The sequence below is a fragment of the Stenotrophomonas sp. TWI1149 genome (genome assembly GCF_039673155.1).
Lineage (GTDB): Bacteria > Pseudomonadota > Gammaproteobacteria > Xanthomonadales > Xanthomonadaceae > Stenotrophomonas > Stenotrophomonas maltophilia_AA.
Map to the genome: position 1 here is coordinate 218,312 of NZ_JBDJLB010000007.1, position 26,765 is coordinate 245,076.

32 protein-coding genes and 2 tRNA genes are annotated in these 26,765 nt (G+C 67.2%); 11 read left to right on the top strand and 23 right to left on the bottom strand.

Annotated elements, in window-relative coordinates; translation table 11 throughout:
• Positions 1-48 precede the first annotated feature (48 nt).
• Both ABE424_RS10295 and ABE424_RS10300 read left to right on the top strand, forming a co-directional pair.
• Positions 49-408 (top strand): CD225/dispanin family protein, encoded by a 360-nt coding sequence (locus ABE424_RS10295; protein WP_176987977.1) that lies wholly within the window; start codon positions 49-51, stop codon positions 406-408.
• Positions 408-827, top strand: a complete 420-nt coding sequence (locus ABE424_RS10300; RefSeq protein WP_346490634.1) for a DUF2752 domain-containing protein — start codon at positions 408-410, stop codon at positions 825-827. The genes ABE424_RS10295 and ABE424_RS10300 overlap by 1 nt, the downstream gene beginning before the upstream one ends.
• A gap of 9 nt (positions 828-836) precedes the next feature.
• On the opposite strand, the gene ampE is transcribed toward ABE424_RS10300, so the two are convergent.
• From ampE to ABE424_RS10325, 5 genes are all read right to left on the bottom strand, one after another.
• Complete coding sequence (gene ampE / locus ABE424_RS10305) at positions 837-1,730, bottom strand: regulatory signaling modulator protein AmpE (protein WP_346490633.1); 894 nt, start codon at positions 1,728-1,730, stop codon at positions 837-839.
• Between the two features lie 120 nt (positions 1,731-1,850).
• Positions 1,851-2,756: an NAD(+) diphosphatase gene (gene nudC, locus ABE424_RS10310; protein ID WP_176987974.1), complete on the bottom strand. Its 906-nt coding sequence runs from the start codon at positions 2,754-2,756 to the stop codon at positions 1,851-1,853.
• Between the two features lie 68 nt (positions 2,757-2,824).
• The gene (gene erpA, locus ABE424_RS10315; protein WP_019185327.1) at positions 2,825-3,214 is read right to left on the bottom strand and encodes an iron-sulfur cluster insertion protein ErpA; all 390 of its coding nucleotides are present in this window, start codon (positions 3,212-3,214) and stop codon (positions 2,825-2,827) included.
• A 37-nt stretch (positions 3,215-3,251) separates the two neighbouring features.
• On the bottom strand, positions 3,252-3,713 hold the full coding sequence (locus ABE424_RS10320; protein WP_346477865.1) for a polymer-forming cytoskeletal protein: 462 nt from the start codon (positions 3,711-3,713) through the stop codon (positions 3,252-3,254).
• Positions 3,714-3,717: 4 nt separating this feature from the next.
• Positions 3,718-4,467, bottom strand: a complete 750-nt coding sequence (locus tag ABE424_RS10325) for a DUF6776 family protein (protein ID WP_346477866.1) — start codon at positions 4,465-4,467, stop codon at positions 3,718-3,720.
• Positions 4,468-4,648: 181 nt separating this feature from the next.
• On the opposite strand from ABE424_RS10325, the gene ABE424_RS10330 reads away from it, so the two are divergent.
• Genes ABE424_RS10330 through ABE424_RS10340 form a run of 3 tightly spaced genes read left to right on the top strand, consistent with a single transcriptional unit; the run spans position 4,649 to position 9,525 of the window.
• A complete protein-coding gene (locus tag ABE424_RS10330) occupies positions 4,649-5,275 on the top strand; it encodes a DUF4126 domain-containing protein (RefSeq protein WP_346477867.1) in 627 nt (208 codons plus the stop codon).
• Between the two features lie 57 nt (positions 5,276-5,332).
• Positions 5,333-7,192, top strand: coding sequence for an EAL domain-containing protein (locus ABE424_RS10335; RefSeq protein WP_346490632.1), 1,860 nt, complete (start codon positions 5,333-5,335; stop codon positions 7,190-7,192).
• Between the two features lie 2 nt (positions 7,193-7,194).
• Positions 7,195-9,525 carry an ATP-binding protein gene (locus ABE424_RS10340; protein ID WP_346490631.1) on the top strand — a complete coding sequence of 777 codons (2,331 nt, stop codon included), beginning with the start codon at positions 7,195-7,197 and terminating at the stop codon, positions 9,523-9,525.
• A 1-nt stretch (position 9,526) separates the two neighbouring features.
• On the opposite strand, the gene bfr is transcribed toward ABE424_RS10340, so the two are convergent.
• From bfr to ABE424_RS10355, 3 genes are all read right to left on the bottom strand, one after another.
• Entirely contained in the window at positions 9,527-9,997 is a 471-nt protein-coding gene (gene bfr / locus ABE424_RS10345; RefSeq protein WP_176987968.1) for a bacterioferritin, read from the bottom strand.
• A 116-nt stretch (positions 9,998-10,113) separates the two neighbouring features.
• Entirely contained in the window at positions 10,114-10,320 is a 207-nt protein-coding gene (locus ABE424_RS10350; RefSeq protein WP_088433582.1) for a (2Fe-2S)-binding protein, read from the bottom strand.
• Between the two features lie 117 nt (positions 10,321-10,437).
• Positions 10,438-11,070 (bottom strand): RNA pyrophosphohydrolase, encoded by a 633-nt coding sequence (locus tag ABE424_RS10355; RefSeq protein ID WP_346490630.1) that lies wholly within the window; start codon positions 11,068-11,070, stop codon positions 10,438-10,440.
• A gap of 121 nt (positions 11,071-11,191) precedes the next feature.
• Between ABE424_RS10355 and ABE424_RS10360 the strand changes: the two genes are divergently transcribed.
• Positions 11,192-11,268 (top strand) — tRNA-Met (locus ABE424_RS10360).
• Positions 11,269-11,317: 49 nt separating this feature from the next.
• A tRNA-Gln gene (locus ABE424_RS10365) sits at positions 11,318-11,392 on the top strand.
• Positions 11,393-11,795: 403 nt separating this feature from the next.
• Here the strand turns inward: ABE424_RS10365 and rpsI are convergent.
• Both rpsI and rplM read right to left on the bottom strand, forming a co-directional pair.
• A complete protein-coding gene (gene rpsI, locus ABE424_RS10370) occupies positions 11,796-12,188 on the bottom strand; it encodes a 30S ribosomal protein S9 (RefSeq protein WP_019185318.1) in 393 nt (130 codons plus the stop codon).
• A 2-nt stretch (positions 12,189-12,190) separates the two neighbouring features.
• Complete coding sequence (gene rplM / locus ABE424_RS10375) at positions 12,191-12,619, bottom strand: 50S ribosomal protein L13 (protein ID WP_038685795.1); 429 nt, start codon at positions 12,617-12,619, stop codon at positions 12,191-12,193.
• A 180-nt stretch (positions 12,620-12,799) separates the two neighbouring features.
• Here rplM and coq7 point away from each other — a divergent pair, with 180 nt between their 5' ends.
• Positions 12,800-13,444 carry a 2-polyprenyl-3-methyl-6-methoxy-1,4-benzoquinone monooxygenase gene (gene coq7 / locus ABE424_RS10380; protein ID WP_121040609.1) on the top strand — a complete coding sequence of 215 codons (645 nt, stop codon included), beginning with the start codon at positions 12,800-12,802 and terminating at the stop codon, positions 13,442-13,444.
• A gap of 124 nt (positions 13,445-13,568) precedes the next feature.
• On the opposite strand, the gene sugE is transcribed toward coq7, so the two are convergent.
• A complete protein-coding gene (sugE, locus tag ABE424_RS10385) occupies positions 13,569-13,886 on the bottom strand; it encodes a quaternary ammonium compound efflux SMR transporter SugE (protein ID WP_176987966.1) in 318 nt (105 codons plus the stop codon).
• 171 nt (positions 13,887-14,057) lie between these two features.
• Positions 14,058-14,852, bottom strand: a complete 795-nt coding sequence (gene speD / locus ABE424_RS10390) for an adenosylmethionine decarboxylase (protein ID WP_019185315.1) — start codon at positions 14,850-14,852, stop codon at positions 14,058-14,060.
• Between the two features lie 170 nt (positions 14,853-15,022).
• On the opposite strand from speD, the gene crp reads away from it, so the two are divergent.
• Positions 15,023-15,688, top strand: coding sequence for a cAMP-activated global transcriptional regulator CRP (gene crp, locus ABE424_RS10395; RefSeq protein WP_088433580.1), 666 nt, complete (start codon positions 15,023-15,025; stop codon positions 15,686-15,688).
• Between the two features lie 130 nt (positions 15,689-15,818).
• Positions 15,819-16,580 (top strand): sulfite exporter TauE/SafE family protein, encoded by a 762-nt coding sequence (locus ABE424_RS10400; protein WP_176987965.1) that lies wholly within the window; start codon positions 15,819-15,821, stop codon positions 16,578-16,580.
• A gap of 49 nt (positions 16,581-16,629) precedes the next feature.
• Here the strand turns inward: ABE424_RS10400 and ABE424_RS10405 are convergent, their stop codons facing one another.
• The 11 genes from ABE424_RS10405 to ABE424_RS10455 form a co-directional block, all read right to left on the bottom strand.
• Complete coding sequence (locus ABE424_RS10405; protein WP_176987964.1) at positions 16,630-17,346, bottom strand: haloacid dehalogenase-like hydrolase; 717 nt, start codon at positions 17,344-17,346, stop codon at positions 16,630-16,632.
• The gene (gene trpC / locus ABE424_RS10410) at positions 17,343-18,137 is read right to left on the bottom strand and encodes an indole-3-glycerol phosphate synthase TrpC (RefSeq protein WP_176987963.1); all 795 of its coding nucleotides are present in this window, start codon (positions 18,135-18,137) and stop codon (positions 17,343-17,345) included. Before trpC ends, ABE424_RS10405 begins: the two co-directional genes overlap by 4 nt.
• Positions 18,138-18,200: 63 nt before the next feature.
• Positions 18,201-19,238 (bottom strand): anthranilate phosphoribosyltransferase, encoded by a 1,038-nt coding sequence (trpD, locus tag ABE424_RS10415; RefSeq protein ID WP_179459847.1) that lies wholly within the window; start codon positions 19,236-19,238, stop codon positions 18,201-18,203.
• Between the two features lie 32 nt (positions 19,239-19,270).
• Entirely contained in the window at positions 19,271-19,849 is a 579-nt protein-coding gene (locus ABE424_RS10420; RefSeq protein ID WP_070472319.1) for an aminodeoxychorismate/anthranilate synthase component II, read from the bottom strand.
• 2 nt (positions 19,850-19,851) lie between these two features.
• On the bottom strand, positions 19,852-20,610 hold the full coding sequence (locus tag ABE424_RS10425) for an SIMPL domain-containing protein (RefSeq protein ID WP_346490629.1): 759 nt from the start codon (positions 20,608-20,610) through the stop codon (positions 19,852-19,854).
• A 55-nt stretch (positions 20,611-20,665) separates the two neighbouring features.
• Complete coding sequence (trpE, locus tag ABE424_RS10430) at positions 20,666-22,141, bottom strand: anthranilate synthase component I (protein ID WP_346490628.1); 1,476 nt, start codon at positions 22,139-22,141, stop codon at positions 20,666-20,668.
• A 167-nt stretch (positions 22,142-22,308) separates the two neighbouring features.
• A complete protein-coding gene (gene yegS, locus ABE424_RS10435; protein ID WP_346490627.1) occupies positions 22,309-23,241 on the bottom strand; it encodes a lipid kinase YegS in 933 nt (310 codons plus the stop codon).
• A 202-nt stretch (positions 23,242-23,443) separates the two neighbouring features.
• Positions 23,444-24,037 (bottom strand): hypothetical protein, encoded by a 594-nt coding sequence (locus tag ABE424_RS10440; RefSeq protein WP_346490626.1) that lies wholly within the window; start codon positions 24,035-24,037, stop codon positions 23,444-23,446.
• 9 nt (positions 24,038-24,046) lie between these two features.
• The gene (locus ABE424_RS10445) at positions 24,047-24,526 is read right to left on the bottom strand and encodes a GNAT family N-acetyltransferase (protein ID WP_346490625.1); all 480 of its coding nucleotides are present in this window, start codon (positions 24,524-24,526) and stop codon (positions 24,047-24,049) included.
• Between the two features lie 12 nt (positions 24,527-24,538).
• Positions 24,539-25,216: a ribulose-phosphate 3-epimerase gene (gene rpe, locus ABE424_RS10450; RefSeq protein WP_070426117.1), complete on the bottom strand. Its 678-nt coding sequence runs from the start codon at positions 25,214-25,216 to the stop codon at positions 24,539-24,541.
• A 42-nt stretch (positions 25,217-25,258) separates the two neighbouring features.
• Positions 25,259-25,588: a DnaJ domain-containing protein gene (locus ABE424_RS10455; protein ID WP_123730837.1), complete on the bottom strand. Its 330-nt coding sequence runs from the start codon at positions 25,586-25,588 to the stop codon at positions 25,259-25,261.
• A 143-nt stretch (positions 25,589-25,731) separates the two neighbouring features.
• On the opposite strand from ABE424_RS10455, the gene ABE424_RS10460 reads away from it, so the two are divergent.
• On the top strand, positions 25,732-26,658 hold the full coding sequence (locus ABE424_RS10460) for a phosphoribosylaminoimidazolesuccinocarboxamide synthase (RefSeq protein WP_176987958.1): 927 nt from the start codon (positions 25,732-25,734) through the stop codon (positions 26,656-26,658).
• Positions 26,659-26,765: the final 107 nt, after the last annotated feature.

Consider the following 26,765-nt stretch of genomic DNA (forward strand, 5'->3'; position numbering starts at 1 on the left):
CACCTTGCCCGCGCTGATACACCCACCCAAGCAAATGGAGCTTCGCTGATGAATGCCACCGCCCCCCTGCCGCCCGCCCCGGGCAGCGTTCCGAATCACCTGATCTGGTCGATCGTCGTCACCATCCTGGCGTTCTTCGTGTGCTGCCTGTCGTGCCTGAGCTTCCCCGGCATCGTCACCGGCGTGGTCGCGATCGTGTTCGCCAGCAAGGTCAACGGCCTGCTCAACCAGGGTGACCTGGAAGGCGCGCGTCGTGCCTCCAAGAACGCCAAGATCTGGGCGTGGGTCACCACCGGCTTCCTGATCGCCGGCGTCGTGCTGTTCGTGATCTCGCTCGCCTTCATGGGCGTGGACGGTTACATGGAGCAGATGCAGCAGTTCCAGCAGCAGATCGAAAGCAACAGCTGATGCCTGCGCTGCACGGCAAGCGCTGGTTGCTGGCGTTGCTGCCACCGGCCGCAGTGGCGGGCGGTGCGGGGTTCTGGGTGCTGCGGCACTACGACCCCAACAGCGCCAGCAGCCCGTTCCCTCCGTGCAGCTTCCTGGCGGTCACCGGCTATTACTGCATCGGCTGCGGGCTGACGCGTGCCCTGCACGCGCTGGCCCATGGCGATGTGGTCACCGCGTTCTCGATGAATCCCCTGGCCATGCTGATGCTGGCCATCGCCCCGCTGGTGATCGGCTGGGCACTGGGCTGGCGGCCACGCGCGCTGCAGCCGTTGATCACGCTGCTGATGAAGCCCGCCTTCTGGCTGATCCTGCTGCCCGCGTACTGGATCGCACGCAACCTGCCGTGGGTCCCCTTTACCTGGTTGGCGCCGGGCTGACCGGTACGGCTAGGTGACCCAACCGGCGATCACCAGCAGCGCCAGCACCGCCATCCACAGCAGCAGCATGCGCCACACCAGGCTCATCGCATCGCGCAGTTCCGGCAGGCGACGCCACACCGGCACCATGCCCGCATCGCTGTAATCGTGCGCATCCTCGCGCAGTTCGGCACTCACGCTTGCCCGCGCGACCGCGCCGAGGAAATGGGTGGAGGCCGACCACTGGTTGCCATGCGCCCCGCGCCAGGCCTTGAAGGCCGTATCGAAATTGCCGACCAGCGCCATCGACAGCGACATCAGCTGGGCCACCGGCCACTCCAGCCAGAACAGCACCACGCGCGCACCGGCGACCGCCTCCACGCTGGCCAGCGACCGCATCGGACCCACCGCGAGCAGGGCCAGCAGGCGATACAGCAGCGCGCCGACCGGGCCCAGCAGCAGGAACCAGAACAGCACCGCGAACCAGCGCCGCAGCGCATTGAGCACGGTGGCCTCGACCAGCGAGGGAACGTCTTCGTGCAGGCTGCCACCGGCCGCCTGCAGCTGCGTGATCGCGAGGTGGCGCGCGTGGGCGTCATCGGCATCGATCACCGCCTCGACATCGCGGTCCAGATCGCGCGGGCCCCAGCACATCACCAGCACCAGCACGCCCAGCAGCAGCGAGGGCAGGCCGTAGATGCGGTCATCGAACAGCCACTGGAGCAGGCCGAGCACGGCCACGAACGGCAGCACGGCCAGCCAGGCGCCCTTGCGGCCGCGCCAGGTCCCGTCCTCGGCGGCATGCCGGTCCAGCCACTGCAGCCAGCGCCGATAGAGGCCGAAACGCCGCAGCGCGACGGCCGCGCCCGGCGCGACATGGCCCAGGGCCAAGGCAACCAGCACGGCGACCAGGGTGGTGAACATGTAAGCCTCCGGCTCGGGACGTGGAACGCGCCGCTACTATGCCTTGCGGCCCGGCAATTCCCCGGGCCGTTGGTAATGTACCGCGCCGCGTGTTCAGCCTGCGGCAACGGCACCCGACGGTCAGGCGACCTGCTGCTGGTACCAGTGCTCGATCAGGCTGCGCGAGATCGAGATCGGCGGGGACAGGCGGATGCCTTCGCCGTCGTCTTCGACATCCCGGGCCAGCGCCGCGCCCACTTCCTCGGCGGTGAACCAGCGCGCATCTTCCAGCTCCCCGTTCACGGTCGGTACGTCGTCTTCGGCCGTGGCGGCGAAGCCCAGCATCAGTGCGCCGGGGAACGGCCACGGCTGGGTGCCCAGGTAGCGGCACTCGCGCACGCGCACCCGGCTCTCTTCGAAGACCTCACGGACCACCGTCTGCTCCAGCGATTCGCCGGGTTCCACGAAACCGGCCAGCACCGAATAGCGGCGCGGGGCCCAGTTGGCCTGGCGGCCGAGCAGCAGCCTGCCCTGGTTCTCCACGGCGACGATCACCGCCGGATCCACGCGCGGGTAGTGCTCGGTGGCGCACTGGCTGCAGCGGCCGACGAAGCCGCTGCGGCTGAAGGTCACCGCGCCGCCGCATACCCCGCAGAAGCGCGTGCGCGACTGCCAGTAGGACATGCCGCGGGCGTAACAGAAGGCAGTGGAATCGGCGATGGACCACGTGGCGGCGGACTGGCGCAGGTCGACCCGCTGCGGCGCCGTCACCGACAGCCCGGCAGCCTCCATCGAGAACCAGGCCTGCTCGCCGCGCAGGCCGAGGAAGATCGCGGTGCCCGGGCCACCGCCCAGGTCGGCGCCGGTCAGTGGCAGCGGCTGACCGTCATCGCCGGCCAGGGCCGTGCCATCCTGGTCGAGTATCAGTACGCGCGCGTCCGGCCACAGCCGCGACAACGCATCGGCGTCATCGCGCAGGGTATCGGCGCGCTCCAGCGGCTCGCTGACGAAGGCGAAACCGGAAAGCTGCGAAGAGAAATTTGACATCGCAAGAGCCTGCCCACATTCGGCGGGACTGGCAAGCGGCAACCGGCATCCGGCCGGTTGCGCGCGCATCACATGCTGAAACTGCTGCCGCAGCCGCAGGTGGTCTTCGCGTTCGGATTGCGGATCACGAACTGCGCGCCGGTCAGGCTTTCGGTGTAATCCACTTCGGCGCCCATCAGGTACTGCAGGCTCAGCGGATCCACCAGCAGGGTGACGCCGGCGGTATCCACCGCCAGATCGTCCTCGGCCCGGTTCTCATCGAACTCGAAGCCGTACTGGAAGCCGGAACAGCCACCGCCTTCGATGTAGACGCGCAGGGCGAGGGCAGCGTTGCCCTCATCCTGGATCAGCTCCTTGACCTTGGCCGCGGCGGCCTCGGTGAAGTTCAGCGGACGGTCCAGGGACTGGTAGTTCGGCGCGGCGGCGGGTGCGCCGGGCAGGGAAACAAGCGTGCTCATGCCCCCAGCATGGGGCCGCATGAGCACGCTTTCAAGTTCAGGCCATCGCCTCGGCCAGCTTCTTGCGGGCGGCGGTGTCCTTGCCCTTGCCCTCCTCCGCCTCCCCGGACGGCGGCGGCAGGGCCATCTGCGCCGAGCTGTGGATCAGGCGGCCGGTCAGCTGGGCGCCGGCGTGCATTTCCACCATCTGGTAGTGGATGTTGCCCGTCACCCGGGCGCTCGGGGTCAGCTCGACCCGCTCGGTGGCATGCACGTCCCCGTCCAGGCGGCCGCTGATGACCACGACCTGGGCGCGGATCTCACCCTCGATGGCACCGTGCTCGGCCACCGTCAGGGTGGCGTTGCTGGCGCCGTCCTGGGCGATCACCTTGCCCAGGATGGTGCCTTCCACATACAGGCCACCGCTGAATTCCACGTCCCCGCGGATCACCACCTGCGCGCCGATCAGCGCGTCCACGACCAGATGTCCGTCGCGGTTGGACTTGTTGCTGCCAAACATGGGCTTACTCCCCTTCTTTTGCCGATGCCGCCGGTGCTCCGGCCTGCTTCCAATCGAATACCTGGGTGGCGCCCCCCGCGCCCGATCCCAGCGTGACCCGCACACGTTGCGGGGTGAAGCCTTGTGGCAGCATCACACTGCCGGTGAGCTGCTGGAAGTACCGGAAGGAATACTCCTGGCCCGGCACCTTGGTGCGCTGGTGCAGCTCGTCCCAGCTGACCGAGGTCAGCTTGCCGTCCTTGACCCCTTCCACCGTGAAGCGCATCTGCCCTTGGCTGATCGCCCCGCGGTTCAGGTTCTGGGTCAGCACCACGGCGTACTGCCAGGTGCCGCCGGTTTCCGGCGAGAACTCCACCGAATGCGTGTTCAGGCCCTTGCGCTGGCTGGTCGCACCGACCAGCCGCTCGTAGAAGGCCACGTCGGCGCGCAGGCCGGCGATCTCTTCGTCGCGCTCGCCCAGCGACGTCTGGACCTCGTTGTTGGCGGCGCGGCTGATGCGGTCGGAAGCCTGCAGGGTCGCCTGGCGCTGCTGCAGTTCGATGAGCTGCTGCTGGAGGCGCTCGTTGCGGGTCTCCGCCGCCTTGAGCTGGGTGCCGACGTCGCCGCCGGGCGAGCCCAGCCAGGCGCCGAGCAGCACGGCAAGGATCAGCGACAGCAGCCACGCCCCGCCCAGCACCAGCAGGCGCTTGCGGTCCTGCACGGGCGGCATGCCCGGCCGGCGGATCTGGATGCGGGAAGGTGCGGGTTTATTCATGGCAGTCCTGGGCGACCGCGCCTGCGGGCGCTGTCGCAACGGCCCCTGTCTGGAACGACGGGCTAGTGTAAGTCAGGGAAAAGGCCTTGTCCGCGCAGGCCCGGGATCGGGGCAGTGGCGTTCATGGACGTCATCCCCGATAGTGTGCGCCTGTGCACATTCTGCAGCCAGAGCGCGTGCCATGACCGAAGCCCACCTGTTCGTGATCGGCATCCTGCTGGCCTGGCTGGCCGGCATCCGCGTCTACCTCACCGTCTTCGGCGTCGGCCTGGCCGGGCTGCTCGGCTGGGTCGACCTGCCCCCTGCGCTGCAGGCCACGGAATCGTGGTGGGTGCTGGGCACCTCGGCCGCGCTGGCCATTGCCGAGTTCTTCGCCGACAAGATTCCCGGGGTCGATTCGGTCTGGGACCTGGTCCAGACCCTGGCCCGGGTACCGGCCGGTGCCTTCCTGGCGGCCGCGACACTCTCCCCCACTGGCGAGCTCAGCGGCACCGCGCTGGTCGCCGGGGCCGGCGTCGCGCTGGCCAGCCACGGACTCAAATCCGGCACCCGTGCCCTGCTCAACACCTCGCCCGAACCGGCCAGCAACTGGATGGCCTCTGCGGCGGAGGACACCGTGGTGGTCGGCGGGCTGGCACTCGCGCTGGCGCACCCGTGGCTGGCGCTGATCCTGGTGGTGGCGTGCAGCCTGATCGGCGCGCTGATCGTGTGGATGATCTGGCGGACGCTCTGGAAAGGCATGCGCTGGCTGATGCGTCAGGCCGACAGCGGCCAGACGCAGGTCAAACCGGGAACCCTGCCACGGTAATGCGCGCCCTGCCCATGGGCGTTCATCGCATAATTGCGGCGCAGACTGGGAGTACTGATGGCCGTTCACGACAACGTTGTTGCATCCACCCGCGCCGCGCGCGCTGAAACGCCGCCGGCCGACCACTGGCAGCGCTGGCAGAGCCAGCCCTCGCCCGCTCCCGCGGCGCCCAGCAATGTCGTCGCGCTCACGCCGGCGCCGGCCAGCCCACCGCCCCTGCTGCCGCCGATGCACGCCGAGACCGGCACCCTGCCGCCGCCGGGCATCGACTCTCCGTACCGCGTGCTGATCGTCGAAGACGACCGTTCGCAGGCCCTGTTCGCGCAGAGCGTGCTGCACGGTGCCGGCATGGAGGCACTGGTGCACAGCGATGCCGAGGGCGTGCAGCAGGCGATCGCCGAGCATCGGCCCGACCTGATCCTCATGGACCTGCACCTGCCCGGGCTGGACGGTATGCGCCTGACCGCGCTGATCCGCCAGCAACCCGGCCAGCAGCTGCTGCCGATCGTGTTCCTCAGTGGCGACCCGGATCCGGAGCGTCAGTTCGAAGTGCTCGACAGCGGTGCCGATGATTTCCTCAGCAAGCCGATCCGCCCACGCCATCTGATCGCGGCGGTCTCCAACCGGATCCGCCGCGCACGCGCTCAGGCAGCCTCGCAGTCGGGCAATGAGGGCGCGCCGGCCATCAACAACCCGGAAACGGGGCTCCCGACCCGCCACCACGTGATGCAGCAGCTCGGCGCGTCGCTCAGCCATCGCGATCGCGGCGGCCTGTTTTTCATCGAGATCGCCAGCGCGCTCGGCCTGCGCGAGCGCTATGGCTATGCCGCGTTCGAACGGCTGATGGCCCAGGCCGGCCAGCGCCTGGCCGACGCCGCGCGGCCGCATCTGCTGGCGCGCCTGAACGACAACAGCTTCCTGGTGCTGGCCCGCGATGTCGACGAGGACACGCTGGATGCGATGGCGCATGCGCTGCGCCAACAGCTCTCCTCGCGCGCCTTCGTGATCCGCGATGACGAATCGGTGCACCTGCGCGGCGTGGTCGGCCATGCCCAGCTCTCGCCGGGCTTCCCGGATGCGGGCAGCGCACTGGAAGCGGTCGAACGCACCACGCTGCAGGCGCGCCTGCTCACCGCCGGCGTGGCCGCCTATGTGCGCCGCGAAGACGTCGCTGCGCAGGAGCACCTGGCCCTGCTCGAAGGCCAACTGGAACTGGCCTACCAGCCGATCGTGGCCGTCGCCGGCGGCAACACCGCGCAGTACCAGGTGCTGCTCCGCCTGCGCCAGGCCGATGGCAGCGTGCTGGCCGCCGGCCAGGTGATCCCCGCGGCCGAAGCGGCCGGGCGCATCGCCGATCTGGACCAGCAGGTGCTCGACCACGCGCTGGGCCTGCTCGATCTCTACCGCCACGCCGCGCAGCCGCTGCACCTGTTCGTCTCGCAGTCGCTGCGCACGCTGGCCCGCGATGCCTTCGGCGACTGGCTGCTGGAATCGCTGGCGAGCCGGCAGATCGATGGCAGCGCACTGGTCATCGATGTGCGCCTGCCCGATGCGCTGATCCACACCGTCACCCTCCAGCAGTTCTGCACGCGCATGCATGCGGCCGGCGTGCGCTTCTGCCTGAGCCAGTTCGAGCCGGGCGATGAAGCCAACGCACTGATGGCGCAACTGCCGCTGGCGTATGTCCGCATGGCCGCGCGCTTCTCCAACAGCCACACCAACCAGCAGACCCGCGACGAGCTGCGCGCGGCGATCGACCGGGCGCACCGCGCCGGGCTGCGCATCATCGGCCAGCAGATCGAGGATCCGCAGGCCGCGGCGGCGATGTGGATCGGCGGGGTCGATTTCATCCAGGGCAACATGGTCCAGTCCGCCGGGAGCGAACTGAACTTCGACTTCCAGAATTCGGTGCTCTGAGCATGGGACGCCACGGACGGCCACCCCACTCGCCCACGCCGGCCTCGCTCTGGATCAGCGCCGCGGCGGCCGCCGTGTGTGCCACTGCCGCGGTGATGGCGCGCAGCGGCGCCAATGGGCCGTGGATCGACATTGCCGCCGGCACCGGCGTGCTGGCACTGATCGCCGGCATCCAGGCGGTACGCCGCTGGCGTGAAGCACAGGACCAGCTGGAGCTGCTGCAGCGGCGCAATGAGGCGTTGGTGCTCGAGCGCGATCAGCTGCAGCAGCGCCGGCAGCAGCAGAACCAGCTCGAACAGGAACTGCTCACCGCCAAGCAGGCCGCCGAAGCCGCCGCGCTGGCCAAAGGGGAGTTCCTGGCGACGATGAGCCACGAGATCCGCACGCCACTCAATGGCATTCTGCCGATGCTCGACCTGATCGCGCGCGGCCAGCTCGGCAACGACCAGCGGCAGATGCTGCAGACCGCCGCGACCAGCTCGCAGCAGCTGTTGCGCATCGTCGATGACATCCTCGATTACTCCCGGCTCGAGGCCAAGGGCCTGAACCTGGAGATCACCACCTTCAACCTGCGCGAGCTGCTCGAAGGCCTCGTGCAGTTGATGCAGCGCGCCGCCGATCCCAAGGGCCTGCAGCTCTCGCTCGAGCTGGATCCGGCCGTCCGTCTGTCGGTCCGGGGCGACCCGGTGCGGCTGCGCCAGGTGCTGAGCAACCTGCTGGTCAACGCGATCAAGTTCACCGAGCGTGGCCAGATCCGGCTGCGCGTGCAGCGCCAAGGCGAGACCAACACACAGCACCAGCTGCGGTTCGAGATCGCCGACAGCGGCATCGGCATCGACGACGCGCTGCAGGCGCGCCTGTTCCAGTCCTTCAGCCAGGCCGACGCCTCGACCACGCGCCTGTATGGCGGTACCGGGCTGGGACTGGCGATCTGCAAGCGCATCATCGACCTGATGCAGGGCCGCATCGGTGTGCACTCCAGCCCGGGGCACGGGGCCACGTTCTGGTTCGAGATTCCCCTGTTCAAGGTGATCGGCGACCTGCCGGCTGCGCTGAGTACGCGCCGCGCCCTGCTGATCACGCGCGACCCGGTGCTGGCCCAGCGCATCGAGCGGGTGACCCAGCACCATGACCTGCGCCTGCACACGGTGGAGACCAGCGCCGAGGCGCTCGACGCGCTGCGCGCACCGCAGCGGCGCGGCATCGATCCGGCCCTGGCCTGGGTGATCGCGGATACGGACGGCCTGCGGCATGGCATCGGCGCGCTGCACAAAGCGGTGGCCGAGCCTGGCCGGCATCCGGAGGCGAAGCTGCTGTGGCTGTATGGCGATGAGGCGCCCGCACCCGAAGCGCTTGGTCCCGGACCGGCGCTGTCGCGGCTGGCGGCCGAGAGCGAGCTGCACGCGCTGCTGCGCCCGGTGGTGGCCAGTGCGCGCCCAGCCGCATTGCTGGCTGAGGTGGAGTACGCAGGCTCGCCCACCGCGCTGCCCCAGTTCCCGTTGCGGTTGCTGCTGGTCGAAGACAACAGCGTCAACCTGCTGGTCGCACAGCGCCTGCTGCAGGTGCTCGGCTGCGAGGTGGAGACCGCCACGCAGGGCGAGCAGGCGCTGGAGGCGCTGCACGCCCGGCCGTTCGATGTAGTGCTGATGGATTGCCAGATGCCGGTGCTGGATGGCTATGCGGCCACCCGCCGCTGGCGCGCGCATGAGGCCGCACAGGGCATGGCGCGGCTGCCGATCGTCGCGATGACCGCCAATGCCATGGCCGGCGACCGCGAGCGCTGCCTGCAGGCCGGCATGGACGACTACCTCTCCAAACCGATCAACCGCGAAACGCTGCAGGCCGTGCTGGCGCGCTGGGGCCGTACGATGGCCGACGACGCGATGGCCGACGACACGGCCCGCGTGTCCCCAGCTCCGGCGCCGCAGGGCGCGGACGCCTCCGCACCGCCTCCCGCGCGCGACGCGTCACCCGCCCCGGTGCTCGACCAGGACGTGCTCGATGAACTGCTGGAGGTGATCGGCCCGGATACCGTGCGCATCATCGGCGTGTTCCTCGATGACACCCCGCCCTTGATCCGGCAGCTGCAGGACGCCTCGGTCGCCGCGGACCTGGACCAGCTGCGTGCGTTGGCGCACAGCCTGAAGTCGGCCAGTGCGAATGTGGGTGCGATGGCCTTGTCGGCCGCGGCCTGGCGGATCGAGCACGATGCCCGTGCCGGCACGCTGGAGCGCCCCGCCGTGGCGGTGGCGCTGTTGATCGCCGAGTTCGCGCGTGCGCGGATCGCGCTGGCCGGCTATCACGCCCACCTGCGCGCGCCGCTGCAGGGCTGACTCAGTCGTCGATCTTGGTCAGCAGGTAGTTCGGTTCGCCGATGCGCTCGATCAGGTCCAGCTGGGTTTCCAGCCAGTCGATGTGCTCTTCCTCGGACTCAAGGATTTTCACGAACAGCTGGCGGCTGACGTAATCCCCGATCGAATCGGCATAGGCCACAGCCTCGCGCAGCGTGACCACGCCATCGCGTTCCAGGCTGAGGTCGCACTGCAGGATTTCGGCCGGGTTCTCGCCGATGCGCAGCTTGCCCAGTGCCTGGAAGTTCGGCAGGCCTTCGAGGAAGAGGATGCGGTCGGACAGGATGTCCGCATGCTTCATCTCTTCGATCGATTCCTTGTACTCGTGATCGGCGAGTTCCTTCAGGCCCCAGTTCTTCAGCATCTTGGCGTGCAGGAAGTACTGGTTGATCGCGGTCAGCTCGTTGTAGAGGACCTTGTTGAGGAATTCGATGACTTTGGCGTCGCCCTTCATGAGCGTGCTCCTGCTGCGTGGAATCGCGGGCACTGTAGCGCGTCGCGCGCAGGCATGAAGGAACGCGAATCGTGCTCAGTTGCGCCCCGCAGCCGAGCACGGAGCGCGAAGCGATCTCAGGCGGCTTGCAGGCCCAGGACGGGCAGCGGCAGATCGTGGGTAGCGCTGAATTTGGCCAGCAGGTCCGCCGCCATGTCCAGGCAGGAACCGCAGGTGGCGCCGCAGCCGGTGCGCATCGTCAGCTCGGACACGCTCACGACACCGCTCTGCGCGGCTTCGCGGATCTGGTGGTCGGTCACCCCGTTGCAGATGCAGACGTACACGTGCGGACTCGGCAGGCAGGCCCGGATTGGCCTGCTGCTATTCCAATGGAAACGCGAATGGTTGTCAATTTCGAACCTGAATCATTCTCGATACGGTTCAGAGCCGCCGGAGATCGCTCAGACCGCGCCCGGCTCGCCCTTGGCCTTGCTGCGCGGCCAGTACCCGCCACCCCGCTTGGGCGTGGTGCGTTTGCGGGGCCGGTCATGACCGGCGGCGTTGCCCGGCATCCAGGCCTCCTGGGCGGACTTGGGCATCGAGTCCACCCCGGTCCCGGCCACCCCCCGCGCCAGCGGCGCCAGATGGCGCAGGGCGCGCGCGTAGACGCCCCGCTTGAACATCACCACGTGTTCCACCGGGTACCAGAAATCGACCCAGCGCCACTGGTCGAACTCGGGGCTGTCGGTATGGTCCAGGGTGACGTGGGATTCGTCCCCGGCCAGCCGGAGCAGGAACCACACCTGCTTCTGGCCGATACAGACCTGCCGTTCATTGCGGCGGATGGCCCGTGCCGGCAACCGATAGCGAAGCCAACCCGGCGTCGCCCCGAGCACTTCAACGTGCTCCGGCAACAGCCCGGTTTCTTCCTGCAACTCACGATACATGGCTTCGACAGGCGTCTCGTCGGTGTTCATGCCGCCCTGCGGGAACTGCCAGCCATCCCGGCGCACACGTCGTGCCCAGAAAACCTGCCCATCCTGCCGCATCAGCACAATACCGACGTTCGGTCGATAGCCGTCCGGATCGATCACGATGCGGACTCCTAGAAAAATCTACTGATCGGGACTGTGCCACGCCCGCTGCCCACTCACAAGCGCGGTGAAAAAGTGTTGACAGATTCCGAAGACATCTCCAGAATTACCGGCTCCCTGAGGCTATGTAGCTCAGCCGGTTAGAGCACAGCACTCATAATGCTGGGGTCGGTGGTTCGAGTCCACCCATAGCCACCAAGTCCGCTTGGTTTTTCAGGGAGAAAGTGCAATAATTGCACGCACATTTTGCCCCGTCGCCAAGCGGTAAGGCACCTGACTCTGACTCAGGCATTCGGTGGTTCGAATCCATCCGGGGCAGCCAAACAAAACAAAAGGCCTGATCGAAAGATCAGGCCTTTTGTTTTGTTTGGGCGTTTGTCCGGGCGCAAAGCGCCCGGACCCCACACCTTGCGCAGCAAGGTGTGGGCGCCAACCCTCCCCCTCCACATCCCCGCGCATGGCGGCGCGCCCCTTGGACTCCAAGGGGCTGTTTCACCAGTCAGAAGATGGGCGGCTGCCAGCTACCGCATGCAATGGGCATGACGGCCACCGTCCCAGCCGACCAGCGGTCGGCGCTACCGCCACCGGCGGCAACACCGATCCGACGGCCAGGTCATCCGCACAGGTGAAACCCGTATCCCGGAAACGACAAAAGCCCGGCCGAAGCCGGGCTTTTGCGTACCTCCCAGCGGGATCCCGAAGGATCCCACGCCAGGCGCGATGGATCAGCGCTTGGAGAACTGGGTGGCGCGACGTGCCTTGTGCAGGCCGACCTTCTTACGCTCGACTTCACGGGCGTCACGGGTCATGAAGCCAGCCTTGCGCAGCTCGGACTTCAGGGTTTCGTCGTATTCGATCAGCGCGCGGGCGATGCCCAGACGGATCGCACCGGCCTGACCCGTGGTACCACCGCCAGCGGCGGTGACCATGATGTCGAAGGTTTCGGTGTTCTTGGTCAGTTCCAGCGGCTGACGCACGATCATGCGCGCAGTCTCACGGCCAAAGAACTCGTCCAGCGGACGGCCATTGACGGTGATGTTGCCGGCGCCCTTGCGCAGGAACACGCGGGCGGTGGAGGACTTGCGGCGGCCGGTGCCGTAGTTTTGCGTGATAGCCATGATTAGATATCCAGAACCTGAGGCTGCTGAGCGGCGTGCGGGTGCTCGGAACCCGAGTACACCTTGAGCTTGCGGTACATGGCGCGGCCCAGCGGGCCCTTCGGCAGCATGCCCTTGACGGCGGTCTCGATGACACGCTCCGGATGGCGCTCAAGCGCCTGGGCCAGAGTTTCGGTCTTCAGGTTGCCGATGTAGCCAGTGAAACGGTGATACAGCTTGTCCTGCAGCTTGTTGCCGGTGACGACAATCTTTTCTGCATTGATGACAACCAGGTAATCACCGGTATCAACGTGAGGGGTGTAAACCGGCTTGTGCTTGCCGCGCAGACGGCGGGCCAGCTCGGTGGACAGACGGCCCAGCGTCTTGCCGGATGCGTCGACGAGATACCAGTCGCGCTGGACGGTCTCGGACTTTGCAGTGAAAGTGCTCATGAAAGAACTCTAGTAGGTCGGGCTCATTACGGCGCAGTACGGCCGGAACTCTGCCACGCGTTGTGAAGAGGCGGGATTGTACTGGCCATGCCCACCACATGCAAGTTGACCGGATCCCGGCTTGGCACACCGGTCCGCGGGGGCGAGAATCGACAGTCCCCCGCCGCGACACCGCCTGCCATGACCGCGCTCCGCCAGATCACGCCGCTCGACCACCTGCTGACCGAAGCCCAGCGGGCCCTGGATACCGTGTTCGGCAACCCGCCGGCCAGCCGTCCCTACCCCGCCGAGGCCACCCCGGACGTGCAGATGGCCGACCCCGAGCGCCGCCACGCGGCCGGGCTGATGCGCATCAACCATGTCGGCGAGGTCTGCGCCCAGGGCCTGTACTTCGGCCAGGCCGCGGTCGCCAGGGAGCCGGAAACCCGCGCCCACCTGCTCGATGCCGCCCAGGAAGAGACCGACCACCTGGCCTGGTGCGCCCAGCGCCTGCGCGAACTGGACAGCCGCCCGAGCCTGTTCAACCCGATCTGGTACGCCGGCAGTTACACCATCGGCACCCTGGCCGGCCTGCGTGGCGACGGCTGGAACCTGGGCTTCGTGGTCGAGACCGAGCGCCAGGTCGAAGCGCATCTGGATGAACACCTGGACACCCTGCCCCCGGCCGACCTGCGCAGCCGCGAGGTGATCAAGGTGATGAAGATCGACGAGGCCCGCCACGCGGACCACGCCGAGCATGCCGGCGCGCGGAAGCTGCCCGCACCGATCCCGTCGGTGATGGCGCTGGCCTCCAAGGTCATGAAGACCATCGCGTACCGGTTGTAACGGCGTATCGACCAACTTGTAACGGCGTATCGACCAACCGTCGATACCTACCGGAACGGCGCGCGCGGCATGGGTTGCGGGCCGGCTTGCCACCGGTAGCGCCCGACCGTTGGTCGGGCGACGATCAGGCAGAGACCAGCTTCAGGCCGATCACGCCGGCCACGATCAGGCCGATGCAGGCCAGCCGCGACGGCGAGGCGCTGTCGCCGAACAGGGCGATGCCGAGCATCGCCACGCCGAGCGCGCCGATGCCGGTCCAGATCGCGTAGGCGGTGCCGACCGGGATGGATTTCATCGCTTGGCTCATCAGGTACAGGCTGACCAGGGCGGCGGCGACGGTGGCCAGGGTGGGAAGCGGCTTGCTGAAGCCTTCGGAGTACTTCATTCCGATGGCGAAGCCGATCTCGAACAGGCCGGCGAGCAGAAGATAGATCCAGGGCATGGGGGGATTCCTTGGGTTAACAAAAGCAAAACGGCCCGGTGTCTTCACACCGGACCGTCGTCGGTAGCTGCCGTGAAACCGGGTTTTGCGCAAACACCGGTTCCACAGGGCGGGCCGTCCCGCCTGGACGAGGCCGCCCGGGCAGCGCCCGGGACGACATCGCAACGTGCCTTACTCGGCCAGATTGCGCCCATGGAACAGCTCTTCGATCTCACGACGCAGCAGCGCCTCGATCTTCATGCGTTCCTTGAACGACAGGTTCTTGGCCTTCTCTTCGAACAGGTACTGATCCAGGTCGAAGTCCTTCAGGTGCATCTTCGTGTGGAAGATGTTTTCCTGGTAGACATTCACGTCGAACATCTCGTAACGCGACTTGATGTTCTTGGCCAGGAAGTTCTGGATCGAGTTGATCTTGTGGTCGATGTAGTGCTTCTTGCCCTTCACGTCACGGGTGAAGCCGCGCACGCGGTAATCCATGATCACGATGTCCGATTCCAGACTCTCGATCAGGTAGTTCAGCGCTTTCAGCGGGGAAATCACGCCACAGGTGGCCACATCGATGTCCGCGCGGAACGTGGCGATGCCCTCCTGCGGATGGGTTTCCGGGTACGTATGGACCGTGATGTGGCTCTTGTCCATGTGCGCGACCACGGCGTCGGAGATCAACTCCTTGCCGGCCTGCTTCTTGTCGATCACCGGCTCTTCCGAGATCAGGATCGTCACCGAGGCACCCTGGGGGTCGTAGTCCTGGCGGGCCACGTTCAGGATGTTCGCGCCGATGATCTCGGCAACGTCGGTCAGGATCTGAGTCAGCCTATCGGCGTTGTACTCTTCATCAATATATTCGATGTAACGCTGGCGCTCCTCTTCGGTGCGGGCGTAACAGACGTCATAGATGTTGAAGCTCAGCGCCTTGGTGAGGTTGTTGAAACCTTGCAACCTCAGGCGAGGCAACGGCTTGACCACGGCGGTCGATCCTGTGTGTGGTGGGAAAGAAGCAAGTATGGGGCAAAGTGATCGGTGGCGAAACTTGCATTGAAACGAATACCTGTGCTCGGTTTGCCCTTAACAATTCGGATCGTTAAGCTCCCGGCACATAGCCGTGAATTCTTCATGAGCAATCGGAGCGCCTCAACGTGTCAACTGTGCGCCTTGCCACAAGTCCATTGGCCCTGGATATCGCAACAATCGATCGCTTCCTGGCCCACAGCCACCGCCGCCGTTACCCCGCCCGCACGGACGTGTTCCGTCCAGGGGATCCCGCCGGCACCCTCTACTACGTGATCAGTGGCTCAGTCTCAATAATGGCTGAGGAAGATGACGATCGTGAGCTGGTGCTGGGCTACTTCGGGTCGGGCGAGTTCGTCGGCGAGATGGGGCTGTTCGTCGAATCGGACCGCCGCGAGGTGATCCTGCGCACCCGTACCCCCTGCGAGCTGGCCGAGATCAGCTACGAGCGCCTGCACCAGCTGTTCCTGGGGCCGCTTTCGGCCGATGCCCCGCGCCTGCTCTATTCGATCGGCCAGCAGCTTTCCAAGCGCCTGCTCGACACCAGCAGGAAAGCCAGCCGCCTGGCCTTCCTGGATGTCACCGACCGCATCGTGCGCACCCTGCATGACCTGTCGCGCGAGCCGGAGGCGATGAGCCACCCGCAGGGCACCCAGCTGCGCGTCTCGCGCCAGGAACTGGCCCGGCTGGTCGGCTGCTCGCGTGAAATGGCCGGTCGCGTGCTGAAGAAGCTGCAGACCGACGGGCAGCTGCATGCCCGCGGCAAGACCGTCGTGCTGTACGGCACCCGCTGATCGGGCCTTGGTAGTGCCGGCCGCTGGCCGGCAACCACGCAGATCCAGCGTCAAGCCAACGCCCACCGGGTGGACGAAGTTGCCGGCCAGCGGCCGGCACTACCTGCCCATTTGCCGCTAGGCTGTTGCGATGGAACTGGGTAGCGAATTCTATTGGTTCATCCTGATCGGCCTCGGCGCGCAGCTGGTCGACGGCGCGCTGGGCATGGCCTTCGGGCTGGTGTCCTCCTCGGTCCTGCTCAGCATGGGCCTGCCGCCGGCAGCGATCAGCGCCAGCATCCATACCGCTGAAGTCTTCACCACCGGGGCCTCCGGGGTCTCGCACCTGGTCGCCGGCAACGTGGACCGCCGGCTGTTCCTGCGCCTGGCCCTGCCCGGCGCGGTCGGCGGCGTGGTCGGTGCCTACGTGCTGACCCAGCTGCCCGGTGACGTGATCCGCCCCTTCATCTATATGTATCTGCTCGTGCTGGCGATCTTCATCCTGCTGCGCGCGGCCGGACGGATGCTGCCCGCCCAGGAAGTGAAGCGCGTCCCGCTGCTGGGATTCGTGGCCGGCCTGCTGGATGCCAGTGGCGGCGGCGGCTGGGGTCCGGTGGCGACCTCCACCCTGCTCGCCCGCGGCGGCCAGGCGCGCACCACCATCGGCACGGTCAATGCGGCCGAGTTCGTGGTGACGCTGGCGGTATCGATCACCTTCCTGCTGACCATGGGCGTGCAGTACCTGAACATCGTGGCCGGCCTGCTGATCGGCGGCATGATGGCCGCGCCGGTGGCCGCGATCCTGGTCAAAAAGGTCAAGGAACGCTGGGTGCTGGTCGCCGTCGGCGTGCTGGTGCTGGGCATCAGCCTGTTCCAGATCGGCCACGCCATCGTGCAGTGGCGCGCAGGCTGAGCCGGACGCGACACCTTTTCAGCCCTTCCCGGGTGTTTTCAGCGCCGGATCAGACCGGATCGCCCGCCCGGTCGACACAGCCCCAGTTGAGCACCGGGGTTCCCGGTGGCAGCACCTGGCGGAAATACGCCACGCGCGAGGCCTTCGGATTGACCACGACCGGTGCCGCAGCGGCCAGCAGCAACGGCAGGTCGGCGCTGCTGTCGGAGTAGGCGACATCGATCTCGCCATAGCCGCGCTCGCGCAGCATCCGCATCTTTTCTTCGTTGTGGCAGTGACGGGTGGCGATGACCGCGCCCAGCAACGGGCCGACCTCGCTGCCGATCACCGGCACGCCCTGGTGGGCGACAAAGGCCAGGATCGCGCGGGCCAGCTCCGGCGGTGCGCCGGTGGCGACCACGACGCGGTCGCCGGCGGCACGATGCCGGGCAAACACCTCCAGCGCGACCGGCAGCAGCCGGCGGCGGATGTCGGCCTCGTGCTTGAGCACGTAGCGGTCGATCACCTTGTTGAACTCGCGCGCCCGGTGCAGGCCGAACGTGGCGATCCAGACGTAGCCGGAGATGCCGCGGCGGCGGGTCGGCAGGAACGCCACCAGCGGGCCAAGCAGCGGCGTCGCGACCAGGGCGGCCAGCAGCCGCAGTGGGTTGCGCTTGATCAGCCAGGCGAACAGATGGCTGCCGGAATCGCCGTCATACAGGGTGTGATCGAAGTCGAAGACCACCAGCGGGGCGTCGTCGCGCGGCGTTGGGTAGATCGCTGTCATGCGCTGAAGAATAGCTGACGCAGGCCCTCGCCGGGCTCTTCCACGCGCATGAAGGCCTCGCCGACCAGGAAGGCGTTGACCCCGGCCTCGCGCATCACGGTGACATCGGCCGGGCCGAGGATGCCGCTTTCGGTGACCAGCAGGCGGTCGCGCGGCACGGCCTGGCGCATGTCCAGCGTGGTCTGCAGCGACACCTCGAAGGTGCGCAGGTTGCGGTTGTTGATGCCGATCAGCGGCACCGGCACCTGGATGGCGCGCTCGAGCTCGTCGATGTCGTGCACTTCGACCAGCACGTCCATGCCCAGCTGCATGGCCAGGTCGGACAGCTCGGCCAGCTGGCGGTCGTCCAGTGCGGCCACGATCAGCAGGATGCAGTCGGCGCCGAGCACGCGCGCTTCGTACACCTGGTAGGCATCGATCACGAAGTCCTTGCGCAGCACCGGCAGCGTGCAGGCTTCACGGGCCTGCTGCAGGTAGGCGTCGCTGCCCTGGAAGAAATCCACGTCGGTCAGCACCGACAGGCAGCTGGCGCCACCGAATTCGTAGCTCACCGCGATGTCGGCCGGATGGAAGTCCGGACGGATCACGCCCTTGGACGGGCTGGCCTTCTTGATCTCGGCGATCACGGCCGGATTGCCGGCGGCGATCGAGGCGCGCAGCGCATCGGCGAAGCCACGCACCGGCGGGGCCTGCTCCACGCGCGCGATCAGCGCCTCCAGCGGCACCTGGGCACGGCGTGCGGCGACTTCTTCGGCCTTGCGGGCCAGGATGGTATCGAGGATGTCGCTCATGTCATTGGGGTCCTGGAGACCGGCCATTATCGGCCAGCCCCGCTGAATTCAGAAAACGCGGGCTCAGACGGCCCCGCGGATACGGCGGGTGGCGGCCACGTACTGCTCCATCCGCGAGCGCGCACTGCCATCGGCCAGCACCGCGCGGGCGCGGGCCAGGCCATCGGCGATGCTGTCGGCGACACCGGCCACGTACAGCGCCGCGCCGGCATTCAGCGCCACGATGTCCAGCGCGGGGCCGGGCTGGTTGTCGAGCACGCCACGCAGCATCGCGATGGATTCTTCCGGACCGTCGACCTTGAGGTTGCGGCTGGCCGACATCGCGATGCCGAAGTCTTCCGGATGGATCTCGTACTCGCGCACCTTGCCGTCGCGCAGCTCGCCGACCAGGGTACCGGCGCCGAGCGAGATCTCGTCCATGTTGTCGCGACCCCACACCACCAGCGCGCGCTCGGCGCCGAGTTCGCGCAGCACGCGCGCCTGGATGCCGACCAGATCCGAGTGGAACACGCCCATCAGCACGTTGGTCGCACCGACCGGATTGGTCAGCGGGCCAAGGATGTTGAAGATCGTGCGCACCCCCATCTCGCGGCGCACCGGCGCGACGACCTTCATCGCCGGATGGTGCATCGGCGCGAACATGAAGCCGATCCCGGTTTCGGTGATCGCGCGTGCGACCTCGTCCGGACGCAGATCGATGACCGCGCCCAGCGCCTCGACCGCATCGGCACTGCCGGACTTGGAGGAGACACTGCGGTTGCCATGCTTGGCCACCTTGGCGCCGGCCGCGGAGACCACGAACATCGCGCAGGTGGAGATGTTGAAGGTGTGCGAACCATCCCCCCCGGTGCCGACGATATCCACCAGATGCGTCTTGTCCTCCACCGGTACCGCGAGGGCGAGCTCGCGCATCACGGTGGCGGCACCGGCGATCTCGCCGATGGTTTCCTTCTTGACCCGCAGGCCGGTCAGGATCGCGGCGGTCATCACCGGCGACACTTCACCGCGCATGATCTGCCGCATCAGGTCGACCATTTCGTCGAAGAAGATTTCGCGGTGCTCGATGGTGCGCTGCAGGGCTTCCTGGGGGGAGAAGGTCATGCGGGGTCCTTTGTGATGCAGGTGCGGCGCGCTCAGCGCTGCAGGAAATTCTTCAGCAGGGCGTGGCCATGCTCGGTGAGGATCGACTCGGGATGGAACTGCACGCCCTCGACCGGATGTTCGCGATGGCGCAGGCCCATGATCTCTTCGATCGAGCCGTCCTCGTTCTCGGTCCAGGCGGTCATCTCCAGGCACGCGGGCAACGTGGTCTTGTCGACCACCAGCGAGTGGTAGCGGGTGGCCTGGTAGCGGTCCGGCAGGCCGGCGAACACGCCCTTGCCTTCATGGCGGATCGGCGAGGTCTTGCCGTGCATGATGTTGGTGGCGCGGATGACATCGCCGCCATACACCTGGCCGATGCTCTGGTGGCCCAGGCACACGCCCAGGATCGGCGTGGTCGGGCCAAGCCGACGGATCAGCTCCAGCGACACGCCCGCTTCGTTCGGCGTGCACGGGCCGGGCGAGATCACGATGCGTTCGGGCGCGAGCGCGGCGATCTCATCGACGCTCAACGCGTCATTGCGCACCACCTTCACCTCGGCGCCCAGCGTCTGCAGGTACTGCACGAGGTTGTAGGTGAAGCTGTCGTAGTTGTCTAGCATCAACAACATAATCAGGATCCGTCGGTAATGAGGAAGATGGCGTAGACGTTTTCGGTGTACGTGATGGGGCCGGCCTGGAAGGACTCGCCATTGGAGCGAGAGCCGGTCACGGTGACCACATCCCGCGGCCGCGCCTCTGCGTAGTCGGAGGCCGGCCATTGCCCGGCCTGCACGCCATAGGCAAAGTTCGGCGCCACATCGGAGATGCTGTACAGGCTGCCGACACGGGCGCCGTAAGCCTTGGCCAGCGCCGCCGCCGAGCCACGGGTCTGCGCGGCCGCCTCAGCCTTGAGCTCGCGGCGGATATCGGCCTCGCCAGAATACGTCGGTGCCACGCTGGATACCTGCAACTCCTCGCTTACTTTCAGCCCGGCGAGGAAGGCCTGCATCTGCGCGACCGTTTCGAAGCTGCCGCGCAGTTCGCGACTGACCTTGCTGCCGACGAAGACCTGGCGGTCGCGCTCGTAACGCTGCTCCGGTTCGATGCGGAGATTGTCTGCGCGTACTGTCTCGGCGATCGCATGATGCCGCTTGAACGACTCCATCGCCGCGACGGTGTTGTCCTGCACGACGCGCCGGGCCGCATCGGTATCCATGCTGACCGACTCCAGCCGCAGCCGCAGTGTGAACCGATCCGGCATCACCGTCCGCGATCCCTCGCCCTTCACCAGCAGGTGCGGCTGCGACGGAATGGTGTTGGCCTGCGCCCACGCACAGGTGGCCGTCATGGCCAGGGCGGTCGACAACAGCAATGTGCTCAGCAGCTTCATGCGGTTTTCCTTGTCAGTGCAGTGAAGCCGTGGCGCAGCACCACGGCGCGGTAACTCACAAACCCTTGGCCGCCTGCGCGACCGCACGGAACAGCGCGCGGCCCTTGTTCATCGTCTCGTCCCATTCCTTGCCGGGATCGGAGTCGTAGACGATGCCGGCACCGGCCTGCACGTGCAGGCGGCCGTCCTTGATCACCGCGGTGCGGATCGCGATCGCGGTATCGGCATCGCCGTGCCAGCCGATGTAACCGATGCTGCCGGCGTAGACGTTGCGCTTGATCGGCTCCAGCTCGCGGATCACTTCCAGCGCGCGGATCTTCGGCGCGCCGCTGACGGTGCCGGCCGGGAATGTCGCGCGCAGCACGTCGGCATAGCTCAGGCCCGGCTGCAGCTGCCCGGTGACTTCGCTGACGATGTGCATGACGTGGCTGTAACGTTCGATCACGAACTGCTCGCCTACTTGCACCGTGCCCGCCTTGGACACGCGGCCCGCATCGTTGCGGCCCAGATCGATCAGCATCAGGTGCTCGGCGCGTTCCTTGGGATCGGCCAGCAGTTCGGCTTCCAGTGCATTGTCTTCTTCCACCGTCGCGCCGCGCGGGCGGGTGCCGGCGATCGGGCGTACGGTGACTTCGCCATCCTGGAGGCGTACCAGGATTTCCGGCGAGGAGCCGACCACCTGCACATCGCCGGTATCGAGGAAATACATGTACGGCGAGGGATTGAGCGCACGCAGCGCGCGGTACACGTCCACCGGGCGCGCCTTGAACGGCACGCTCAGGCGCTGGCTCAGCACCACCTGGAAGATGTCGCCGGCGCGGATGTATTCCTTGGATTTGTCGACCGCGGCAATGAAGCCTTCGCGGGTGAAGCCGGAGACGAAATCGTTCTCGTCCAGCACATCGCGGGTGATCGGCGCGGGGTAGCCGGCGCCGGGGGCGCGCAGCTTGGCGACCAGCGCATCCAGCTTGGCCTGGGCGTCCTCCCATGCACCGGGCTGACCCGGGTCGGCATGCACGATCAGGTACAGGCGGCCCTTGAGGTTGTCGAACACCGCCAGTTCTTCGGAGTGCAGCAGCAGGATGTCCGGCGTGCCCAGCTCATCGCGGCCACGCGGCGGTGCCAGGCGCGGTTCGATATAGCCGATGCACTCGAAGCCGAACCAGCCGACCAGGCCGCCGGTGAAGCCCGGCAGGCCGGCCAGCTTGGGCACCGAGTGGGCGCTGCGCAGCGCCTCGACCTCGGTGAACGGGTCGGCCACCTCACGGGTTGCCACCACGGTGCCGGACTCGCTGATGGTCAGGGTATGGCCGTGGAAGGCATATACCCGGCGTGCCGGCAGGCCGATGATGGAATAGCGCCCGAAGCGTTCGCCGCCCTCGACCGATTCAAACAGATAGGTATGCGGGCCGTCGGCGAGCTTCAGATAGACCGAAAGCGGCGTGTCCAGGTCGGACAGCACTTCACGGACGACGGGGATGCGGGTGTGGCCTTCAGCGGCCTGCTGCTGGAACTGCTCGAGCGTGATCAAGACGACTTTCCTTCCGGGAAACGGCGGTGGCGGGACGGACGACGGCAACAGGCCACCATCGCCACCAACGGCGAGCGGAAGAAAGGGTATGCGGGGTCGTCAGAATGGACACCCGGCGACTGTACCGCATTGACGGCACCGGATGGAACCCGGCGCCGCCCGGCGCATCAGCCGCGTGACAGCAGCGGGCTGTCCAGCGCCACATGCAGATTGACCCGGCCCGGCACGCAGTCGATGCGGAAATGCCGGGCCTGGACCGGCTCGCCATCCAGGTTGAGCGTCAGCGGCAGCTCGGCGTCGATCTCCACCCACGGCGCCTGGACGCGCTCGGCCACCTGCTCCAGCGCGCCGCGCTTGCCGCCCTTGATCAGTGCCGCGAGCGTCGACGTCACCTCCCCGCTCAGCTCCGGAATGACCGTGACATCCAACAGTCCGTCATCGATCAGGGCCTCCGGGCACAGCACCTGCCCGCCGCCGGCCTGGCGGCCATTGCCCACGCCGAGCGCGATGAAGCCACCGGCCCACCCGAACCCCGGCGCCCGGACCTGCGCCTGGATCGGATCGATGCGCCCCAGCCGCGATACCCCGGTGACCAGATAGGCCAGCCCGCCAAGCACTTTCTTCAGGCCCTCGTCGGTCTCCACCGTCACCTCGGTGCCGAAGCCGCCACTGGCCACGTTCGCGCACCACCACACCTTGCCATCGGCATCGATGCGCAGCAGATCGACCGGGCGTGCCGGCGCGTGCGCGATCAGCTCCAGCGCTGCCAGCGGTGCATCTGGAATCTCGGCCGCCGTGGCGAAATCATTGGCCGTGCCCAGCGGCAACAGCCCCAGCGAAGGCAGCGCGTCGGCGGACTCCTCGCGATGCGCCAGCGTCTCGGCCACCTCGCTGAGCGTGCCATCACCGCCGGCCGCGATGATCGTATCGACCCCGTGCGCGATCGCCTCGGCCACGTAGCGCTCGGCATCGCCTGATTCCCAGGTCACCCGCACCTCCAGCTGCACCCCGCGCTCCCGCATCGCCGCCACCGCCTCGCGCACATCCTCATTGCCGGTGGCCTTTCCGTTGAGGATCAAACGCCAATGGGGACGGCTCATGCGGTACTTCCAGGGAGTGGGGAAGCGAAGGCTAGCAGCGGACGGCGTGGCCGCCGGTGAACGTCATCAAAGCGTCACCGATCCCCCGGAGAATGGAAGGCCATAGCAGGGAAGATGGATGGAGGCAGGATCAGCCTCCCGCAGTTCCCAGGGCCGTACCAGCAATGGTGCGGTCTTTTTTTTGGGCGGCATGGCTGCCTGCTCAGAGATAGGCCTCGATGGCGCTATGCAACAGACAGCTGTCAAAGGCATCGAGACTGCGCAGCATCCCTTCGTCAATCGCCTGCGCCTGCAGCAGGGCGGCGAGCGCCGGGAGGCCGGACGCGAACAGGCGTTCCACCCGGGTCTGCGGGTCGCGCAGGGCGACGTCGTAATCGAAACCGTAGGCGGTCTCGGTGAAGCGCACGGCATGGGTGATCAAGCGCAGTTCGTGGACACCCTGCGCACCCGGAAGAACATGGGCGAAACGCTGCAGCCCGGGTTCCGCAGCAGCAAGCTCCGCAGCCATGGGGCGCCCCTTTGCGATCGCGGCGAACGGCGGCAAGGGGCGCTGACGCCGCCACAGGGCGATGGCGCGCTCCACGTCATGGCCGGTTGCATGCAGATCGGCGGCAGCCTGTGCGGCGTCCACACCCGTGTGTCGCATGTAATCGGCGCCGAGCTGACGCACGACGTACGCATGGGCATCCTGCAGATCGCCGCCGGACGCCTCCAATGCCTGCCTGCAGAGTGCGATGGAGGCCGGCAGCGCCTGGCGGAGTGCGGCGATGGCGCTTGTCCTTGAGGCCTCAGCCATCCGGGCAGCCTAGCCGGCAAAGGCCTTGAGCGCCTCGCCTTCCATCCGGTACACCGTCCACTCGCTCTGCGGCTTCGCGCCGGCGGCTTCGTAGAACTGGATCGCCGGTTCGTTCCAATCCAGCACCGACCACTCGAAACGGCCGCAGTTCCCGGCCACCGCGATCCGCGCGATGTGCTGCAGCAGCGCCTTGCCCGCACCACTGCCGCGATGCTCCGGACTCACGTACAGATCTTCCAGGTAGATCCCGTTGCGGCCCAGCCACGTCGAGTAGTTGTAGAAGTAGACCGCATACCCGATCGCCACGCCGTCGGCCTCGCAGATCAGCGCGTGCGCCTTCGCCTCCGGCCCGAACAGGCTCGCGCGGATGCCCGCTTCGTCGGTCTGCACCGACGACTCGGCCTTCTCGTAGATCGCCAGTTCGCGGATGAAACGCAGGATCAGCGCCGCATCGTCAGCGGTGGCCACGCGGATCGTCACAGCAGCCACCGGCCCCATGGCTCAGCCCCGCGCCGCGGCGACGTTGCCGCGCATCTGCGCGATGATGTCCTGGTAGCTCGTCTTCGCATTGAAGATCGCCGAGCCGGCCACGAACGCATCCGCACCGGCCGCCGCGATCGCACCGATGTTGTCCGCCTTTACGCCGCCGTCGATCTCCAGGCGGATGTCCTTGCCGCTGGCATCGATCTTCTTGCGGATCGCGCGCACCTTGTCCAGCGCCGAGGGAATGAACGCCTGGCCGCCGAAGCCCGGATTGACCGACATCACCAGCACCAGGTCCAGGTCATCGAGCACCCAGTCCAGGATGTCCACCGGCGTGGCCGGATTGAGCACCACGCCCGGCTTGCAGCCCAGCGAACGGATCAGCTGGATCGTGCGGTGCACGTGGCGGCTCGCCTCCGGATGGAAGCTGATGTAGGTCGCGCCGGCCTCGGCGAAATCCGGGATGATCCGGTCCACCGGCTCCACCATCAGGTGTACGTCGATCGGCGCGGTCACGCCGTGCTTGCGCAGCGCCTGGCAGACCAGCGGGCCGATCGTCAGGTTCGGTACGTAATGGTTGTCCATCACATCGAAATGCACCCAGTCGGCGCCGGCCGCGAGCACGTTGTCCACTTCCTCGCCCAGGCGGGCGAAATCGGCGGACAGGATGGAGGGGGCAATGATGCAGTTGGACATGGCCGGGGCCTTCAGGATGTTGAAAGGGGGCGCCGCGCGGAATCAGCGCTTGCGCAGGGTCTTGATGCGGTCGTACGCGGCATTGAGCTGGCGCGACTTGCGCTCGGCCTGCTGGCGCAGCTCCGGCGCCGCGCCGACCACCTTGTCCGGGTGGTACTGGGACATCAGCCGACGGTAGGCCAGGTCGATCTCGGCATCGGTCGCCTCGGAGGTCAGCCCCAGCTCGCGGTAGGGGTTTTCCCTGTTCAGCCGGAACCAGTCGGCATCGAAGGCATGCCCCAGCAGCAGCCCGACCACGGCCCCGAACAGCGGATTGGGCCTGAACAACAGGGCGCCAGCGATGAATCCGAGCAGTTTTCCGTACCAGCGCATGGTGGTCTGGGCAGCCGAGGCGATAAAGGATCCTCATTTTACGTCACAGCGGGCCCAACCCGCTTTACACTAGGCCGCCCGCTGTCTGTGCGGGCCCTCCGGGTCCCCTGGACAGCTGTCATGACGAAGCCTCAGGAGTGCCCGTGCCGACCACGTTGTTGCAATCCGATCTCCCCGGCCTGCCCTTGCGCCATCGCGGCAAGGTGCGTGATGTTTTCGACATTCCGCGCGACCGGCTCCCCGCCGGCACTCCGCCGGGGGACTACCTGTTGATGGTCGCGACCGACCGTCTGTCAGCCTTCGACGTGGTGCTCCCCGATCCGATTCCCGGCAAGGGCGAAATGCTCTGCCAGGTCTCGAACTTCTGGTTCGCCAAGACCGCGCACCTGATGCCCAACCACCTGACCGGCATCGATGTCGCCAGCGTGCTGCCCGAGGGCGTGGATCCGGCCCTGTACGCCAAGCGCGCCGTGGTCACCCGCAAGCTCAAGCCGGTCCCGGTCGAGGCGATCGCCCGCGGCTACCTGATTGGCAGTGGCTGGAAGGACTACCAGCGCACCGGCAAGATCAGCGGCATCGAGCTGCCCGATGGCCTGCGCCAGGCCGAACAGCTGCCCGAACCGATCTTCACCCCCTCGACCAAGGCCGCCGTCGGCGACCATGACGAGAACATCGATTTCGATGCGATGGTCAAGGCGGTCGGTGCGGACCTGGCCGAGCGCGTGCGCGACGCCACCCTGCGCATCTACGCCTTCGCGGCGGAGTATGCCCGCGAGCGCGGCATCCTCCTGGCCGACACCAAGTTCGAGTTCGGCACCGATGCCGACGGCCGTCTGTACATCATGGACGAGATGCTGACCCCGGATTCCTCGCGCTACTGGCCGGCCGACGAGTACGAGGTGGGCACCAGCCCGCCGAGCTACGACAAGCAGTTCGTCCGCGATTACCTGGAGACGCTGGACTGGGGCAAGACCGCGCCCGGCCCGAGCATCCCCGCCGAGATCATCGAGCGCACCCGCGCCAAGTACGCCGAGGCGCTGCAGCGCCTGGCCGGCATCTCGGTCGACTGATTCCCTGCGCCCCCGGCCGACGTGGCTGGGGGCGTTGCCGGGGGTAGTGGCCGGGGGGGGGGGGCGACCCCACCCCAAAACCGCAAGGAGGGTGGGGGCGCGCCGCC

Coding starts and splice junctions, on each gene's coding strand:
- rpsI (WP_019185318.1), bottom strand. CDS start 12,188: ATGGCTATCACGCAAAACTACGGCACCGGCCGCCGCAAGTCCTCCACC.
- coq7 (WP_121040609.1), top strand. CDS start 12,800: ATGACCGCGCTCCGCCAGATCACGCCGCTCGACCACCTGCTGACCGAA.
- erpA (WP_019185327.1), bottom strand. CDS start 3,214: ATGAGCACGCTTGTTTCCCTGCCCGGCGCACCCGCCGCCGCGCCGAAC.
- ABE424_RS10325 (WP_346477866.1), bottom strand. CDS start 4,467: ATGAATAAACCCGCACCTTCCCGCATCCAGATCCGCCGGCCGGGCATG.
- ABE424_RS10455 (WP_123730837.1), bottom strand. CDS start 25,588: ATGCGCTGGTACGGAAAACTGCTCGGATTCATCGCTGGCGCCCTGTTG.
- ampE (WP_346490633.1), bottom strand. CDS start 1,730: ATGTTCACCACCCTGGTCGCCGTGCTGGTTGCCTTGGCCCTGGGCCAT.
- ABE424_RS10335 (WP_346490632.1), top strand. CDS start 5,333: ATGGCCGTTCACGACAACGTTGTTGCATCCACCCGCGCCGCGCGCGCT.
- ABE424_RS10320 (WP_346477865.1), bottom strand. CDS start 3,713: ATGTTTGGCAGCAACAAGTCCAACCGCGACGGACATCTGGTCGTGGAC.
- trpC (WP_176987963.1), bottom strand. CDS start 18,137: ATGAGCGACATCCTCGATACCATCCTGGCCCGCAAGGCCGAAGAAGTC.
- ABE424_RS10295 (WP_176987977.1), top strand. CDS start 49: ATGAATGCCACCGCCCCCCTGCCGCCCGCCCCGGGCAGCGTTCCGAAT.
- nudC (WP_176987974.1), bottom strand. CDS start 2,756: ATGTCAAATTTCTCTTCGCAGCTTTCCGGTTTCGCCTTCGTCAGCGAG.
- rpe (WP_070426117.1), bottom strand. CDS start 25,216: ATGTCCAACTGCATCATTGCCCCCTCCATCCTGTCCGCCGATTTCGCC.
- ABE424_RS10420 (WP_070472319.1), bottom strand. CDS start 19,849: ATGTTGTTGATGCTAGACAACTACGACAGCTTCACCTACAACCTCGTG.
- ABE424_RS10440 (WP_346490626.1), bottom strand. CDS start 24,037: ATGGCTGAGGCCTCAAGGACAAGCGCCATCGCCGCACTCCGCCAGGCG.
- ABE424_RS10300 (WP_346490634.1), top strand. CDS start 408: ATGCCTGCGCTGCACGGCAAGCGCTGGTTGCTGGCGTTGCTGCCACCG.
- rplM (WP_038685795.1), bottom strand. CDS start 12,619: ATGAGCACTTTCACTGCAAAGTCCGAGACCGTCCAGCGCGACTGGTAT.
- ABE424_RS10400 (WP_176987965.1), top strand. CDS start 15,819: ATGGAACTGGGTAGCGAATTCTATTGGTTCATCCTGATCGGCCTCGGC.
- ABE424_RS10330 (WP_346477867.1), top strand. CDS start 4,649: ATGACCGAAGCCCACCTGTTCGTGATCGGCATCCTGCTGGCCTGGCTG.
- sugE (WP_176987966.1), bottom strand. CDS start 13,886: ATGCCCTGGATCTATCTTCTGCTCGCCGGCCTGTTCGAGATCGGCTTC.
- trpD (WP_179459847.1), bottom strand. CDS start 19,238: ATGACCTTCTCCCCCCAGGAAGCCCTGCAGCGCACCATCGAGCACCGC.
- ABE424_RS10405 (WP_176987964.1), bottom strand. CDS start 17,346: ATGACAGCGATCTACCCAACGCCGCGCGACGACGCCCCGCTGGTGGTC.
- ABE424_RS10340 (WP_346490631.1), top strand. CDS start 7,195: ATGGGACGCCACGGACGGCCACCCCACTCGCCCACGCCGGCCTCGCTC.
- bfr (WP_176987968.1), bottom strand. CDS start 9,997: ATGAAGGGCGACGCCAAAGTCATCGAATTCCTCAACAAGGTCCTCTAC.
- ABE424_RS10425 (WP_346490629.1), bottom strand. CDS start 20,610: ATGAAGCTGCTGAGCACATTGCTGTTGTCGACCGCCCTGGCCATGACG.
- yegS (WP_346490627.1), bottom strand. CDS start 23,241: ATGAGCCGTCCCCATTGGCGTTTGATCCTCAACGGAAAGGCCACCGGC.